Here is a 15611-nt window from a genome sequence, read left to right on the forward strand (position 1 = left end):
GGGGCATCCTCTCGAACCCTTTCCGAGCGACGCTCGGGCAATGCGGGGGAATGTCCGTCCTTGCGCGCGTCAGGCCCTTTCGGCCAGGGGCAAACGCATGGTGACCGTGGTCCCGGCGTCCTCCGAGGTGAACATGTCGATAGAGCCGCCCTGGACCGCGGCCATGAGCTTGGCGCTGTAGGTGCCGAGTCCGGTTCCTCCGGACTTTCCGCTGGTGGAATACTTCTCGAAGAAATACGGGGCCACACTGGGCGGCACCGGTTTGGAATTGCTCACCGCGAGCACCGCTTCCTTTCCCGCTTCGGACAGGTCGACGCGCACGGTTTGCCCGAAATCCGAAGCCTCCACGGCGTTTTTCACGATGTTCGCGGCCATGGAATAGCAGAGTTGGTCCTGGCCGAGCACGATCAGAACGTCCGCAGGTCCCGGGACGCCGCCTCCCAGGGTGACGATCACCGACACGGACTTCATTTTGATCAGTCCTTCCAGATCGCGCAGCACCTTGTTCACCGTGGCCAGCAGGTTGACCCGGGAGGGCTGGTAAACGTAGGAGCCCGTCTCCATTTTGTAGAGGTCCAGGGACTCGTTCACCTGACGCAACATCCCGCGACCGGCCTGGGCTATGTAGTCGAGCATCTCTTTCTGGCTGTCGTTGAGGCCGCCTTCGTCGAGAATGATATCCGGCAGGTTGATGATGCCGTTCAGGGGAGCTTTCAGGTCGTGGCGCATGATGCGTTCCACGTCCTCCCGGATTTTTTCCAACTCCTTGCGGGCCGTGATGTCGTCAAAGGCCCACAGGACTCCCGCCTCCAGATTGCCTGGATCGAAGGCCTTGCCCGAAACCAGACACCACAGGACCTTCCCGTCGCGGCGGCGAAAGCGGTGCTCCATCTTGACCACATGCCCGGCGCGGAGCTCCTTGTAATAGCTCCTGACGAACTCCTCGGCGATGCGCGGGTCATGGTGCAGCATGTTCATGCTCTGCCCGATCAGATCCCTTTCGGAGTAGCTGAAAAGCTCGGCGAAACGCCGGTTCACCCGGCTGATGAGCCGCTCTCCCTTGAGCAGCACCACGGGAATGGCCGTGTTGTTGAAAATGACCTCGAATTCGCCCAGCGCCTGCTTGAGTTCGACCTCGTGGCGTTTGCGTTCGGTCACGTCTTCCTTCACGGCTATGTAGTTGGTCACGGTTCCGGTATCGTCCATGACGGGCGAGATGGTGGCGTCTTCCCAATAGAGTTCGCCGTTTTTCTTCCTGTTGGCCAGCTCGCCGCGCCAGGCGCGTTTTTCCAGAAGCGTGTCCCACATGGTCTTGTAAAAGCCTTGGGAGTGCTTTCCGCTCTTGAGGATATTCGGATTTTTTCCCAGCACTTCGCTTTGCGAGTAGCCGGTGTTTTCGGTGAAATACGGATTGACGTACAAAATGAGGCCGGAAGCGTCCGTGATCAATATGGAGGCGTGACAATGCTCCACGGCTTTCCATAGGTTGCGCAGCTCGACTTCCTTCAGCCGGGACATGGTGACATCCTCGACCGTGGCGATGACTGTTTCCGGCAAAGCGCCTTCCGCGCCCACGGGATTGAGATGCACGCGCAACACGGCGGTCATGCCGTTGGCCAGGGGCACTTCCCCTTCGAAATCGCTTCGCGTTCCTTCGAGCGCCCTCTCCAGCGCGGGGGCCAGGATGTCGGGCAGCCGGCCGGAGCAGTCGTCCCCCTCGCCCGACGCGCCAGCCAGTCCCATGACCTTCTGGAACCAGGCGTTGCACTTGAGCAATTCGCCCGACCGATCGAAATAGGCGATGCCCATCGGAGCGTTCTGAAAAATGGAGCGGTGTTCCAACTCGCTGACGCTGAGAGCCGTGTCGGCCTTCTTTTTGGCCGTGATGTCTCGAAAATCCTCGATAATGCCCATGAGTTGTCCGTCATGGGAACGAAAAGGCGTGGCGGTGAGCAGGCAGATCACCGTGGTGCCGTCCTTGCGGGTCTTTTCGACCTCCATTTCCAGCCGTTCCCGGCCGGAAAGGATCTGGCGCAGGGTACACAGTTCCGAACGGCACGGCTTGCCCGTAAAGACGTCGAAACATGACCGGTTCTGGAGCTCCTCACGCGAAAACCCGCTCAGGGCCAGAAATGCGCTGTTGACCTTGAGTACCGTGTAATCGACCCCGATCACCCGCATGCCGCCGGCGGAGCCTTCGAATATCTGGCGCATCTCCTGCTGGGAGCGTTCCAGATCGGCCTTGGCGGCTTCGCTTCCGGCCAGAGCCTTTTCCAGCTTTTCGCGGTACTGGTGCAGTCTGACATTCACCCGGTGCAGAACAAAGGCCAAAAGGGCAAGCGACAGCACGGTCGTCAAAATGGCCAGAACGGTTTCCGGATGTTGTCTGGCCGCCTCGGCCAGGCTGACGTGGGTCAAGCTGTCGAACGGGGGCAGGCGCAACTGGGTGAGCAACTCCAGAACGGGCGAATAGGGACTGTCCAGCTCCCAGCCCGCCAGCCCGGCGGAGCGCGCCGCCTCACTGTCTTCCGGCATATCCAGCAGGGCGGCCTGCACGGGGCGGGCGCTCTCCCACGAGACGTGGGCGACCCTGGCGAAAGGCCATTCGGGATACAGCGGCGTGCTGCGCAGAAAGGGCAATTCCCCTAAGCGTCCGTCTTGCGGCGGAGGAAAAACCTTCAGTTCGCCGGGTTTCACGTCCCCCTTGGCGATCATCTCCTCCAGGACGCCCGTGCGTACGGTGGCCGCGTCGGCTTTTTCCTCCAGCACGGCGCGCACCGCCGCGTCATGTGTTCCGACGAAAAAAAGCCGGCTGAAGTCCGTCTCCACGTCCACGCCGGCCTTGTCCAGGACCCCGGCGGCGGCCAGAAATCCCCCCAGGGAATCCGGGTCCACCGCCGCGAAACGTTTGCCCTTCAAATCTTTCAGGGAGCGGGGAGCGTCCTGGTTCGCCCGCACGAGGATCACTCCCCCGTACAGGGAGGTGCGTCGTTCCCCCTCCGTCACGCTTCGCGTCGCCAGGGCGGACACCTTGCCCGCGTATTCAAGGGTCACGTAGAGTTGGGGATTGACGACCAGATAGTCCACCTCGGCCGCTTCCACGCTCTTGCGCACGTTGTCGAAGCCCAAGGGAACAATGGCGAAACGCGTCCCGGGCAGACGCGATTCGAGATATTCGGCGGTGGGCGTCCACTCCCGCAGACAGCGTTCCATGCCGTTGTTGGCCAGCACGCCGATACGCCACACCGCCTGGCCGGCCAGACAGCGCGCGGGCGCGACGCCGAACAGCAGGGTGGCCATGAGGACCGGAAAAACCGCCAACCAACGAAGCATCCGCAACCGACCTGATAAGGATGATGTTCACCGGAAAAAACGCTTTCGCCAACCACCGCCTCGCGGACGGTGCGGCCCCGCATTGATGCGGCATCGCGCAGGCCGGGCATGGCGAGCCGAAGCGAACGCCCTACCCGTCCCGCTTCGCAACCGCCCCCGAACAGACTTGAACCAGCCGACCGGCTTGTTCGGCGTCACCCAGGCGAACCGATAACGTTTCTCCGTCCAGCAGTGTCAAGACGACGATCCAGGGCGTGAACCAGCCGAACCGAGCACGCCAACCGGACCGTTCCGGGGACTGTGCCGACGCCAGGCGATCGTACGGTACGAACTCGTCTTCGCCAAGTCCTATAATCGTCAAACCCTGGTCCGTCAGGCGCACGCCGGACGCGGCCCGGGCCGCCGCGACCCAGCCCAGGCCGAGGCCCAGACAGGCAAGCGCCCAACACAGGGCGGTACATGCCGTGCGTTGCGCGCCAGCGAAGGCCATGCCCTGAAAAAACGCCAGGGGAAAGCCGAAACACAGGGCGGTGAGTCCCAGCCAACACAGGTCCAGCGCCAGGATTTTGCGTCCCGGCCAGCGCAAAAGCCCCTTGCCGCGCCCAGGCCAGGGCAGAAACAGGGCGGTGAGCAGCCCGGCCGGCCAGGCCTTCCAGCCGGTCTTGCGCCAGGGGTGGATCAGAGCCGGGGGAGGTTGCTCCGTCCAGAGAGCGATCCGGGGATCGGGAACGAACACGTCCAGCGACAGGGCCAGGTCGGTCCCTTCCAGGCGCAATGCGACCTTTTCCGGCCTTCCCAGCTCGGACAAGGGGGGATCGTAGTATTTGAAGTACAGCTTGGGACCTTTCGAGCCGTCCTGGCGTGGACCGAGGCCCAGCCGACGCGCCAGGGTCTTTTCGACCTTGGCTCCGGCCAGGGCCTTGCCCGCCTGCTGAAAAAAGGCCGCCCAAAGGGGGCCGGACACGGTCACGGTGCGCACGGCCGGGTCTCCGCCCTCCCCGTACGGCCCCACGGTCCACAGGGGAGTCCGGTCCGGCAGAAAGAACAACCACAGCCCGATCAGCAGACACGCGCCCAGAACGCCCCGTCTGGCCAGCTCCAGCACGGCTAACGCCCCAGGGCCTTGTCGATGTAGGGCGGAATGACCAGGCCGGCGTGGGCCAGGTTGTCCCGGGCCTGGGCCACCTTTTCCAGGTCGATGCCGGCTCGCCGCCAGTATTCGGCCGGATCGTCGAGAAATCCGGTGATCACCTCCAGGGCTTCGGCATAGGTGCTCACCAAGTGGCAGCAGTTCACCACCCACATGGGTCCCAGGGCCGGCAGTCGTCCGCTTTCGGTCTCGCGCGGGGTGGAGACTTCGCGGAACTGCTCGATGGCCTTGGTCCAGATGTGTTCGCCGCCCTCGCCCATGCCGATGGGGTCCACGAAGACGTAGGGCGCGGGCAGGCAGTGGCCGATCTTCATGAAGGTCAGGGCCATGTTGATTTCGTAGCAGGTGCCGTAGCCGCCGATGTTGAAGACCTTGAAGATGGACCTGCGGTCCATGATGTCCTGGCGGGTGTTCAGGGCGATGTTGACGAACTGGACCACGGCCTCGGGTTCGAAATTGGTCTCCTGCCCGATCTTTTCGCCGTCTATGCCCACGCCCATGCGGTAGATGCCGTGTCGGGCCGCGGCCATGTCCACGGCCTTCATGACGCCGGGGCCGCTGCCGTGGGTCACGGCAAGGCCTTCTCCCAGCCGGGAGTCCGCGGACAGGGCGGCGAAGAACTCTTCGAACTGGGGCAACAACACGGGCATGATCTCGTCGGCGGCGGAGCCGAACAGGGCCACGGTGGTGTGCAGGCGATCCATGCGCTCCTTGCCCTCGGCGCTCACCCAGAGGCCGTTCTTGAACTCGCGCACCTGGCTCTTTCCGTCGTGTTCCAGCAGGAGGTAAAAGCGCATGCCCTCCCGCGACAACGAGATGAGCTCCTCGTACGAGGACTGATCCAGGTAAAAAACCGGGGGTTGGTCCTCGCCTTCGGAACGCATGCGTATGCTGCGAATGACCACCACGCCGATGCCGTTGCGCTTGAGCACGCGCAGGGTGTCGCCCGGCGGCAAGCTGTCGCAGGCGAACACCTTGGAAAGGATCTGCTCGCCCCCGACGTACACGAGATCTTGCAGAAAGGTGCGGAACCGCTTGGGGATTTCCCCCTCGATCAACGAGATCTCGGGCACGTTGCCTCGGGCGCATTCGTAGACCAATCGCCACTGGAACTCGGGAATCCAGCGCCCGTCCTCCTGCTCCCAGGGAATGTTCACGATGCGTCCGGGCATGAAGATGCGTCCGAACAGCCCGCCGGTCTCGGCCCGGGCCGATATTTCGTCAAAAAGCCCCAAGCAGGTGCGCACGTTGAAGAGTTCGGTGATCTCGGCGAAGTCCACTCCCCTGGCCAGGATGCGCGACGCCTTGCCGGTGGAGAGCACGCGCCCGGCGATTTCCGCCACCCTGTCGTCGGCGGGGTAAAGCTTGAGCCGCAGACGCAACGCGGAGGTGGGGACGGGCTCCTCCCCCATATTGTAGATTTCGGCCTGACGCGGAACGCCCATGCCCGTGGTGCGCACCCCGTCGAGCAGGCGCGAAGCCAGGTGGAAGACGTCCGGATGGGAGAGCGTGCGTTCGATAAAGGCCATGAAAGGCCCGATGGCGATGCGCATCGCGCCCACCAGGAACTCCTTGGGCTTCAGGAACTCGGGCAGTCCCGAGGGCGAAACCTGCTGGAACAGGGCCAGCCCGTGCTTGCCGCGCACGATCATCTCGGCGAAATTGTTGGGAATGGTGATGAGCCGGTGCGAAATGACGTAGCGGATGGGATCAAGAGGCACCTCGATCGCGCCGTCGGGTCCGATATCGTGCTCGCCGGGCAGCAGAAGACGCTCCCTGGCCAGGGCCTGAAGCACTTCTTCGCGGCTCAAGTGCGTGGATCGGGGCACGAACAGGCGACCGATGTCCACGGGTCTGGACTTGGCCAACAGACGCAGGTCGGCCAGGGACTCGGCCAGTTGCTTGTTGAGGGCCGTCACCACCACCGGGGCCTCGATGCTCTTGGCCTCGTCGGAAACGTGCGGTGGCTCCCCGGTGAACTGAATGTCGATGCCGATGCGCGAATGCCCGCTGCGGCCACTGATTTCGAAAAACTCTTCCAGGGGCCGTTTCAGGGTCTTGGCCTGTTCGGAAACGTCGCGCACCAGGCCGCGCAAGGAGTCGCTCACATGGTTGAAACGCAGAACGCCGAACAACTGGGGCGCTGACAATTGCTGATTGAAATGGATGTCGCCGGCTTCGACCAGTTGGCCGTCGGAGGTGACGAACGGAGCTTGCTTCATGACGAACACCGGATGTGTGTTGTGGTTGGACTGCTGTTTTCCCGCTTTTCTACGGCAAAGGGAGGAACTCTGGCAAGGCGGCACCCCTGCGCCGCGACGCGGGAGGATTGTTGCTTGCCAAAAAATGAAAAACACTTATTTTGAATAAATTCGTCCCCCTGTATTGAAGGAAACGAGCATGGAAAAAACGCAATGCCTCATCATCGGAGGCGGCCCGGCCGGCCTTTCCGCAGCCATCTACACCTCCCGGGCCAACCTCGACACCCTGGTGGTCGGGTGTGATCCCAAAATTGCCGGCGACTACTCCATCGACAATTATTTCGGTTTCGAAGAAAGCATCACCGGACGCGAACTCATCGAACGCGGCCGCAAGCAGGCCGCCCGGTTCGGCGCGAAAGTGGAGTGCGACAAGGTCCTGGGCGTTCACCACGGGGAGAACGGCGGCTTTGTCATCAAGACGGAAAAGCGCGAGGTCGAGGCCTGCGCCGTCATTCTGGCCACGGGCGTGTCCCGGGCCAAACCGCGCATCGAAGGGCTCGACGCCTTCGAGGGAAAAGGCGTTTCGTACTGCGTGTCGTGCGACGGGTTCTTCTACCGGGGCCGACCGGTGATCGTGGCCGGGGAAGGCGTGTTCGCGGCCAACCAGGCGCTTGAGCTCTCCAACTTTTCCAAGGACGTGAGCATCTGCACCATGGGCAAGGAGCCGACCTTCTCCCCGCAGTTCGCCGCCCGGTTGGAAGAAGAAGGCGTCCGCGTGCTCAATAGCGTCATCGTGTCCCTGTCGGGCGACAAGGCCCTGTCCCAGGCCCGCTTCAAGGACGGCTCCACCGCCCAGGTCGACGGTTTGTTCATCGCCATGGGCGAAGCTTCGTCTTCGGACTTCGCCAAAACCCTGGGACTTGAACAAAACGGCAATTTCATCAGCGTGGACCGGGAGATGAAGACCAACATTCCCGGCGTGTTCGCCGCCGGCGACTGCACCGGTGGGTATTTGCAGATCAGCGTTTCCGTGGGCGAAGGCGCCTTGGCCGCCCGTTCGGCCATCAACCACGTCAAGGACGTGTGCCGAAAGAAATAAGATTTCCACCCCGCTTGACAAGGTTGTATATGTTGGACTACGGCTTTACGTTCCGACATGAGCAAGGGGGCCTATAGCTCAGTTGGCAGAGCTTCCGGCTCATAACCGGGTGGTCCCAGGTTCGAATCCTGGTAGGCCCACCACCAGAGGACGACGCATTGGGCAACGTACGCCGCTTTCACGACCAGGTTGCCGCCATACCATCATTCAAACCTGAGGGTGCTCTCCCGGGGTGACATGTCCGGAGAGCGCCTTCTTTTTTTCCCCATGAACATATTCGAAATTCTCAAAAGCATCGATCGTCTCGCCCCCCCCTTCATGGCCGCCTCCTGGGACAAAAGCGGCGTCCAAGTCGCGGGAAGTCTTGTCCAAACCGACAAGATCGCCCTCGCGCTCGACCCCAGGCCGCAAATCGTCGCCCAGGCCCTGGAATGGGGAGCCGGACTCGTGCTCACCCACCATCCTCTGGCCATGACGCCCCGCCTCCCCGACAGGCTGGACGACTATCACGCCGTTCTTTCCCAGCTTTTCAAACGCGACGCCTGGCTGGTCAGCGCCCACACCAATCTCGACTGCGCCCCTGACGGAACCGCCTCCTGGCTGGCCGACGAACTCGGCCTCACCGGCAGGACCATTCTCGATCCCCAGGGAACCATTCCCTCTGTCATGGGCCTGGCCAAGGAAGTCACCATGGACGGCTTTTCCACCCTGGATCTGCCCAAAACCGTGGAAGTCGACCGCCTGCACTTCGACCGCGACGCCCTGCGCCACACGCCTCAGGGGTTCATCTGTCGCCGCGACCAGTGGCCCGACGTGAAGGCCGCCCTGGAATCCTGCCCGGACGTCTCGGGCCTGGCCTGCGTGCTGCCCCTGGCCGAACCCGTCCAGACCTACGGCTACGGCCTGGTGGGCGACCTGCCCGAGCCCCTGCCCTACGAGACGTTCGCCGACACACTCTGGAGCGTGGTTCCCCGCTCGTTCTGGACCGTTTCCGGCCAGACGCCGGCCACCGTGTCGCGCGTGGCCTACTGCACCGGATCGGGCTCCGCCCTGGCCGCCAAGGCCTTCGCCCTGGGCGCGCAGATCTATATCACCGGCGACGTCAAGCACCATCAAGCCCTGGAGGCCGAAGCCCTGGGGTTCACCATAGATGTGGGTCACCACAGCCTGGAAGAAGAAATGATGCGGCGTCTTGCGCCGCGTCTGGCCGCCGAACTCCCTGACGGACAGGTCGAGGTGCGGTTCTTTCCCGGTTGCGACCCGTTGCGCGCCGTGACCAAGCCTTAACCGCTCCAACGCAAAAGCCGGGAGTTGGCAATGTATCTGAAGCAAATCGAACAGTTGGTGATGTTGCAGTTGATAGACGGCGAAATGATCGCCCTCAAGTCCGAGCTGGAAAACGCTCCTCTTGAGATTCGCGGTCTCGAAGAAAAATCCGCCGAGATTGAACAGGCCCGCGAACAGGTCCGCGAAAAACTCAGCTATCTGCAAGAACAGTTCAGCCGACTTGAAAACGAAATCGAAGAGGACCACGTCAAACTCAAAAAGAGCAAGAGCAAAATGATGATGGTGGGCAACTCGAAAGAGTACCACGCCATGGTCCGCGAAATGGACAACATCGAAAAGCTCAACCGCTCCCGTGACGAGGAAAAACTCGCCATCAACGAAGAGCTGGAACGCCAGTCCAAGAGCGACGCCGAATTGGCCGAGCAGGCCGAGGGCGTGAACGCCGAACTGGCCGAAGCCCGCACCGGCTTGGCCGCGCGCATGGAAACTGCTGAAAAGCGCCTGGCCGAACTCAACGAGCAACGCGAGACCGCGTGCTCCGTGCTACCCAAGCCCATACTCTCCCGGTACGAGTTCATCCGTTCGCGCTTGCCCAATCCGGTCATCGTGTCGGTGGACAACGGCATCTGCTCGGGCTGCAACATTTCCATCCCGCCGCAGTCCTACATCGAACTGCAAAAGGGCCAGCAGATTCTTTCCTGCCCCAACTGTCAGCGCCTGATCTACTGGGTGCAGCACATTCAGGTGCAACAGCAGATCGCCCAGGAAGAGGCCGCAGCAGCCGCGCAGGAGGCCGCCGAACAGGAGTCCTGATTCGACGACGGGCCGAACGCGCTTTGACAGGACTTCGGCCGCGTCATATTTTTCATTTTGGAGTCGGACAGGCTGTCGCCGCGGGGAAACCCGGGGAGGAAAGTCCGGGCTCCGCAGGGCAGGACGCTGGGTAACCCCCAGGAGGAGCGATCCTCGGCTTAGCGCCACAGAAAGCAAACCGCCCGTCGGCTCGCCGGCGGGTAAGGGTGAAACGGTGGGGTAAGAGCCCACCAGTCGCCGCGGTGACGCGGCGAGCTCGGCATGCCCCGTCCGGAGCAAGACCAAATAGGGAAGCGCTTGAGGCCGGCCCGGCCGAAGCTTCCGGGTAGGTTGCTGGAGACGGCGGGTAACCGCCGCCCTAGAGGAATGATAGCCGCCCGGGCCCAGGCCCGGGAGACAGAACCCGGCTTATCGTCCGACTCCATATTTCAAAGGCCGCGCCCCGTAGGGGGCGCGGCCTTTGTTTTATCCTTCCCCGCGCCAGCCCGAACAGCCCGCGCGTCTCCAGGGCGACGATCAGCCCCGTTCTTCCCCCCCCCACTGCTGCCCACGCCTGTCCCGGTCCAGCGCGACCGACCATGCTCCCGCAGGCAACCGGGGAGTCCGAGGGGTGCCCCCCTCGGGCGGGGGGTTGGGGCGGCAGCCCCCCACTCTTCTTCTCGTACTCTTCCTACGCCACGTCCCACACCGGCCCGGTCGGGGTGTCCTTCACTTCCACGCCAAGGGCGGCGATCTCGTCGCGCAGGGCGTCGGAACGGGCGAAATCCTTTTCCTTGCGGGCCTGCTGCCGGGCGTCGAGCAACTCCTGGACCTTGGCGGCGTCAATGCCCTTGCGCCGGGCCTTGGAGTCGCGCAACGCGAGCAGAAAGGCCGCGGGTTCCGATCCAAACACCCCAAGCTCTTGAGAAAAGCGCTCGAAATCGGCCAGGATGCGCTCCAGGATGGCCTTGCCGCCCTGGCTCTTGCGCAATCCCTTGTCGTCGGTGACGCGCCCGGCCAGGCGCACGATGCCGAACACGTGGCCCAAGGCGGCGGCGGTGTTCAGGTCGTCGTCCATGGCCTGGTCGAAAGCGGCTTCCAGCTCGGAAAGTTCGGCGGCCAGGGCTTCGGGCGCCGGGGAGGCGCTCCACTTGGTCCCGGCCAGGGTTTCGCGCACCAGGGCCAGGCAGGCGTAGATGCGGCGCAGGCCCTTTTCGGATTCGTCCAGGGCTTCGGTGGAGTAGTCGAGCGGGCTGCGGTAATGCGAACTCAGCAGAAAGAACCGCAGCACCTCGGGCAGGCAGTATTCGTAGATATTGCGGATGGTGATGAAGTTGCCCAAGGACTTGGACATTTTTTCGGAGTTGATGTTCACGAATCCGTTATGCACCCAGAACTTGGCGAAGTCCGTGCCGGCCGCCGCCTCGGTCTGGGCGATCTCGTTTTCGTGGTGGGGGAAAATCAAGTCCTGCCCGCCGCCGTGGATGTCAATGGGCAGTCCCAGGATATCCTCGCTCATGGCCGAGCACTCCAGGTGCCAGCCGGGGCGTCCGGGCCCCCAGGGGCTGTCCCAGGTGGGCTCGCCGGGTTTGGCGGCCTTCCAGAGGGCGAAATCCAGGGGATCGTCCTTTTCCTCGCCCGGAGCCACGCGGGCTCCCGAGCGCAGTTCTTCGAGGTTGCGACCGGAAAGCTTGCCGTAGGGAGCGAAGCTGCGCACCCGAAAGTACACGTCGCCCGACGGCGTGGCGTAGGCGTGTCCCGAGGCGATAAGGCGCTCGGCCAAGGCGATCATCTGGGTGATGTAGCCGGTGGCCCGGGGTTCGTCGTCGGCGCGCAGTACGGCCAGCTTATCCATGTCTTCGTGAAAAGCGGCGATGTATTTCTGGGACACGGCTTCGGAAGTGGCCCCCTCTTCCTGGGCGCGGCGAATGATCTTGTCGTCCACATCCGTGAAGTTGCGGGTAAAATGCACCGCGAGGCCCTTGGCCCGCAGGTGGCGCACCAGCACGTCGAACACCACGGAAGACCGGGCGTGGCCGATATGGCAGTAATCGTAGGCGGTGATGCCGCAGACGTACATGTTCACCCGGCCGGGATGTACGGGCGTAAAGGGCTGCTTGGATCGTGTGAGGGTATTATAGAGCTGCATGGATGCTCCTTGGGCAGCCTGTTGAAAAGTCTCCGCTGGCCGCGTTGCTCAACGAAAGTCAAACTTCACGAATGCGAAACACATTCCGGGCTCGATTTTCTTTCGCGCCTTGCCAGCGTGTTCTTTGAACAGGCTGCAAGAATCGTTTTTTTCAACGAATTGTTGGGGCGGTAAAGCGATAACCCGTGGCAGAGCCGGGCCGGAAAGTCAAGGCGAGGTCCGGCATCAGGCGCGGGCCAGAGCCGTCGCCTGGGCATACGCCTTGACGCCCTGCTTGCTGCCGGTAAACCCCAGGCGCTCCTCGGTGGTGGCTTTGACGTTGACCCGCTCGCAGGGCAATCCCAGAAGCGCGGCCACGTTGCGACGGATGTGCTCCCGGTGGGGCCCCACCTTGGGAATCTGGGCCACCACGGTCAGGTCCACGTGCACCAGGGTAAGACCGGCGGGCCCGAACTTGGCCAGGATCTCGCCGATGAGCACGCCGCTTTCGATACCATCCAGTCGCGGGTCGGAGTCGGGAAAATGCTGTCCGATGTCCCCGGCGCACAGGCAGCCCAAAAGCGCGTCGCCCAGGGCGTGGAGAAGCACGTCTCCGTCCGAATGGGCCAACACCTTGGGCGCGCCGGGAATGGGAGCGCCGCCCAGCACCATGGGCCGGGCGTCTGGCCGGGACTCCTCGCCGGACGAGGCGTAGCGATGCACGTCGTAGCCGAAGCCCACGCGCGGCAGGGGAAAGTCTCGCGACGAAGGCGCAAGCAAATCCAAATCCTTGGGGGTGGTGATCTTCACATTGTCCTCCGCGCCTTCCACAACAACGACCTCCTCGCCCAGCGCTTCGGCCAGGGACACGTCGTCGGTCACGTCCAGGCCTTCGGCCCTGGCGTGGGCGAACCCCTGGCGCAGGAGCGTCACATCCAGACCCTGGGGGGTCTGAACGGCCATGAGGGTGGAGCGCATCGGCGTGGCGCGCACCCTCCCCCGCTCCACCACCTTGATGGTATCGGTCACGGCCACGGCCGGAACCACGGCCCGGGCTCCGTTTTTCAGGGCGTCCAGCACCCGGACCACCACTTCGGGACGCACGAAACAGCGCGCCGCGTCATGCACCAGCACGTGGGTGGCCTGGGCCGGCAGCGCGGCCAGGGCGTTTTCCACGGAGTCCTGCCGGCGTTCGCCGCCGGGCACGGCCATCCAGGCCAGGCCCAGCGGATCATGGCTGTCCAACTCGGCAATATTCACGGCCTGAGCCTCGCATTCTTCGGGCGGCAGCGTGAACACCACCCCCTGAACGCCGGCCACGCGACCGAAGGTCTTGGCCGCGCGCCAGAAAAGAGGCTGGCCGTCCAGAGTGAGAAACTGCTTCTTGACGCCGAGCCCGGCTTTGGCCAGGCGGGAGCCGCTTCCCGCGGCGAGGAGGATGATCCAGGTACGCATTGCTTTCTGCTGAATTTGGCGGTGCGAGTCGAGCCCTTCCTGCTACCCGATAGATGCGGCGATGTCACCTGGCGTTTGCCTTTGCCCCGCGACCGTCACTCCACGGAAATCGTATCGCTTTCAAAGATATGCGAAAAATCCGGCCGCCGGCGACCCTTTCGGAAGTGGCACGCTTCGAATTGCTTTGCCTTTCCCGCTGCTCTTGCGTAAGAATTTGCCCACTATTGCCAAAAGGAGGAACCCCCATGCCGGGCAATGAAGGGAAATACTACCGGTCGCTCTACGAAGCGGCCAAGGTGATCAATTCCAGTCTTGAACCGGCGGTGGTGCTGAGCACCATCGTCGAACAGACGGCCAAGGCGCTGGACGTCAAGGCCTGCTCGATCCGTCTTCTGGACCGCACCGGCAAATACCTGTTGGCCAGTGGGGCATACGGCCTCTCCAAGGGGTACCTGCACAAGGGAAAGGTCGAAGTGGAAAAAAGCGCCCTGGACGCCAAGGTGCTGTCCGGCGAAATGGCCTACATCGCCAACGCCAAAACCGACGATCGGTTCCAGTACAAGGACGCCGCCAAGGAAGAAGGACTCACCTCCGTTCTTGTGGTGCCCCTGCAGGTTGAAAACAAGGTCATCGGCGTCATGCGCATCTACACCGAACAAGAGCGGGCCTTCAGCCCGGACGAGAGCGAATTCCTTTCCATCATGGCCAACGTTTCGGCCATCGCCATCGAAAACGCCAGGCTGCACCAGGCGCTCAAGTCCGATTACGAGTTGCTGACGGCCTTCCAGTATCAAACCTTCGAGGATTAAGACGAGGCGCCCATGAATAAAGTCAAAGTCGGCGTAAACGGCTTCGGCCGAATCGGACGCCAAGTGCTCAAGGCCATCTACGAGAGGCACCACGACGAGGTCGAAATCGTGGCGGTCAACGACCTCTTCGATATCGACACCAACGCCCATCTGCTTTCCTACGACACCAACTACGGCCGTTTTCCCGTGGACGTGCATACCGAAGGCACGGTCATGCACATCGGCGACTGGAAAGTGCAGAACTTCAAGGAACGCGATCCGCGCAACATCCCCTGGGGCAGCCTGGGCGTGGACGTGGTGGTGGAATCCACCGGCATCTTCCGCAAAGGCCCCCAGGCCAACATGCACCGCGAAGCCGGAGCTAAAAAGGTCATCATCACCGCCCCGGCCAACGACGAAGACTTGACCGTGGTGCTCGGCGTCAACGACCAGATGTACGACCCGGCCAAGCACAACATCATCTCCAACGCCTCGTGCACCACCAATTGCCTGGCGCCCGTTGCCCTGGTTCTCCACAAGAACTTCGGCATCAAAAGCGGAACCATGTGCACCGTGCACAGCTACACCAACGACCAACGCATCCTCGACCTGCCCCACTCCGACCTGCGCCGGGCCAGGGCGGCGGCGTGCAACATCATCCCCACGTCCACGGGCGCGGCCAAGGCCGTGGCTCTGGTGATCCCCGAACTCAAGGGACGCTTCAGCGGCTATTCGCTGCGCGTTCCCACACCCACGGTCTCCATCGTGGATTTCGCGGCCATCCTCGAAAAACCCACGGACACCGAAACCATGAAAAAAGTGCTCAAGGAAGCCTCCGAGGGACCACTCAAGGGCATTCTCGGCTACAGCACCCTGCCCATGGTCTCGTCGGACTTCAAGGGCGACTTCCATTCCAGCATCGTCGAAGACGAATTCTGCAAGGTGCAGGACGGCGTGCTGGCCAAGGTCGTGGCCTGGTACGACAACGAATGGGGCTACTCCTGCCGCGTCTCCGACCTCATCAAGCTCATGGCCGACAAGGGACTTTAAGCCCCGGCCGTTCCTGAAACGCCCAGGCCCCCGGAAAGCGCTCGGCTTTCCGGGGGCCTTTTCCGTTTTGTTTCCTTGCGACGGTGGAGAGGAATGAAGAAGAAAAAGAGTGGGGGCTGCCGCCCCCCGTTCGAGGGGGTCGCCCCCTCGGACTCTCCGGTTGCCTGCGGGAGTGAGCCAGCCAGGAGAAAGATTGGACAGCCACGTATCCACCTTCCCCGCTCTCACATACGGGGGTCTGGGGGCGAGCTTCGCCCCCAGCGGGGTCCAGGGGCGGCGCCCCTGGCAGAGTTCCAAGGGGCAGCGCCCCTTGGCCGCCGGAGGCCTT

10 protein-coding genes, 1 tRNA gene and 1 other RNA gene are annotated in these 15611 nt (G+C 62.9%); 7 read left to right on the forward strand and 5 right to left on the reverse strand.

Translation table 11 applies throughout. The annotated features are described in order from the left end of the window. Positions 1–69 precede the first annotated feature (69 nt). From ACYQ01_RS02510 to ACYQ01_RS02520, 3 genes are all read right to left on the reverse strand, one after another. Positions 70–3333: a PAS domain S-box protein gene (locus ACYQ01_RS02510; RefSeq protein ID WP_459932260.1), complete on the reverse strand. Its 3264-nt coding sequence runs from the start codon at positions 3331–3333 to the stop codon at positions 70–72. 130 nt (positions 3334–3463) lie between these two features. Further along, on the reverse strand, positions 3464–4438 hold the full coding sequence (locus ACYQ01_RS02515; protein ID WP_459932261.1) for a hypothetical protein: 975 nt from the start codon (positions 4436–4438) through the stop codon (positions 3464–3466). A 2-nt stretch (positions 4439–4440) separates the two neighbouring features. Continuing rightward, complete coding sequence (locus tag ACYQ01_RS02520; protein ID WP_459932262.1) at positions 4441–6705, reverse strand: Rossmann fold nucleotide-binding protein; 2265 nt, start codon at positions 6703–6705, stop codon at positions 4441–4443. 178 nt (positions 6706–6883) lie between these two features. Here ACYQ01_RS02520 and ACYQ01_RS02525 point away from each other — a divergent pair, with 178 nt between their 5' ends. The 5 genes from ACYQ01_RS02525 to rnpB all read left to right on the forward strand — a co-directional run bounded on the left by ACYQ01_RS02525 (position 6884) and on the right by rnpB (position 10310). Next, complete coding sequence (locus ACYQ01_RS02525) at positions 6884–7783, forward strand: NAD(P)/FAD-dependent oxidoreductase (RefSeq protein ID WP_459932263.1); 900 nt, start codon at positions 6884–6886, stop codon at positions 7781–7783. A gap of 67 nt (positions 7784–7850) precedes the next feature. Then, positions 7851–7926 (forward strand) — tRNA-Ile (locus ACYQ01_RS02530). Positions 7927–8050: 124 nt separating this feature from the next. Beyond that, complete coding sequence (locus ACYQ01_RS02535; RefSeq protein WP_459932264.1) at positions 8051–9070, forward strand: Nif3-like dinuclear metal center hexameric protein; 1020 nt, start codon at positions 8051–8053, stop codon at positions 9068–9070. A 30-nt stretch (positions 9071–9100) separates the two neighbouring features. Continuing rightward, the gene (locus ACYQ01_RS02540; RefSeq protein ID WP_459932265.1) at positions 9101–9883 is read left to right on the forward strand and encodes a zinc ribbon domain-containing protein; all 783 of its coding nucleotides are present in this window, start codon (positions 9101–9103) and stop codon (positions 9881–9883) included. Positions 9884–9942: 59 nt separating this feature from the next. Further along, an RNA gene (rnpB, locus tag ACYQ01_RS02545) (RNase P RNA component class A) lies at positions 9943–10310 on the forward strand. 243 nt (positions 10311–10553) lie between these two features. Here rnpB and cysS read toward each other — a convergent pair. After that, entirely contained in the window at positions 10554–12011 is a 1458-nt protein-coding gene (gene cysS, locus ACYQ01_RS02550; protein ID WP_459932266.1) for a cysteine--tRNA ligase, read from the reverse strand. Positions 12012–12236: 225 nt separating this feature from the next. After that, a complete protein-coding gene (ispD, locus tag ACYQ01_RS02555; RefSeq protein WP_459932267.1) occupies positions 12237–13445 on the reverse strand; it encodes a 2-C-methyl-D-erythritol 4-phosphate cytidylyltransferase in 1209 nt (402 codons plus the stop codon). Between the two features lie 245 nt (positions 13446–13690). Here ispD and ACYQ01_RS02560 point away from each other — a divergent pair, with 245 nt between their 5' ends. Together ACYQ01_RS02560 and gap are read left to right on the forward strand one after the other, a co-directional pair. Further along, positions 13691–14254: a GAF domain-containing protein gene (locus tag ACYQ01_RS02560; RefSeq protein WP_459932268.1), complete on the forward strand. Its 564-nt coding sequence runs from the start codon at positions 13691–13693 to the stop codon at positions 14252–14254. Between the two features lie 12 nt (positions 14255–14266). Continuing rightward, the gene (gap, locus tag ACYQ01_RS02565) at positions 14267–15283 is read left to right on the forward strand and encodes a type I glyceraldehyde-3-phosphate dehydrogenase (RefSeq protein WP_459932269.1); all 1017 of its coding nucleotides are present in this window, start codon (positions 14267–14269) and stop codon (positions 15281–15283) included. The last annotated feature ends 328 nt before the right edge of the window (positions 15284–15611 follow it).

It is taken from the genome of Fundidesulfovibrio butyratiphilus (genome assembly GCF_054657235.1).

Bases quoted from the DNA above. Each gene is read 5' to 3' on its own strand.
- cysS (WP_459932266.1), bottom strand. From the start codon at position 12,011: ATGCAGCTCTATAATACCCTCACACGATCCAAGCAGCCCTTTACGCCC.
- ACYQ01_RS02520 (WP_459932262.1), bottom strand. From the start codon at position 6,705: ATGAAGCAAGCTCCGTTCGTCACCTCCGACGGCCAACTGGTCGAAGCC.
- ispD (WP_459932267.1), bottom strand. From the start codon at position 13,445: ATGCGTACCTGGATCATCCTCCTCGCCGCGGGAAGCGGCTCCCGCCTG.
- ACYQ01_RS02510 (WP_459932260.1), bottom strand. From the start codon at position 3,333: ATGCTTCGTTGGTTGGCGGTTTTTCCGGTCCTCATGGCCACCCTGCTG.
- ACYQ01_RS02535 (WP_459932264.1), top strand. From the start codon at position 8,051: ATGAACATATTCGAAATTCTCAAAAGCATCGATCGTCTCGCCCCCCCC.
- ACYQ01_RS02525 (WP_459932263.1), top strand. From the start codon at position 6,884: ATGGAAAAAACGCAATGCCTCATCATCGGAGGCGGCCCGGCCGGCCTT.
- ACYQ01_RS02540 (WP_459932265.1), top strand. From the start codon at position 9,101: ATGTATCTGAAGCAAATCGAACAGTTGGTGATGTTGCAGTTGATAGAC.
- gap (WP_459932269.1), top strand. From the start codon at position 14,267: ATGAATAAAGTCAAAGTCGGCGTAAACGGCTTCGGCCGAATCGGACGC.
- ACYQ01_RS02560 (WP_459932268.1), top strand. From the start codon at position 13,691: ATGCCGGGCAATGAAGGGAAATACTACCGGTCGCTCTACGAAGCGGCC.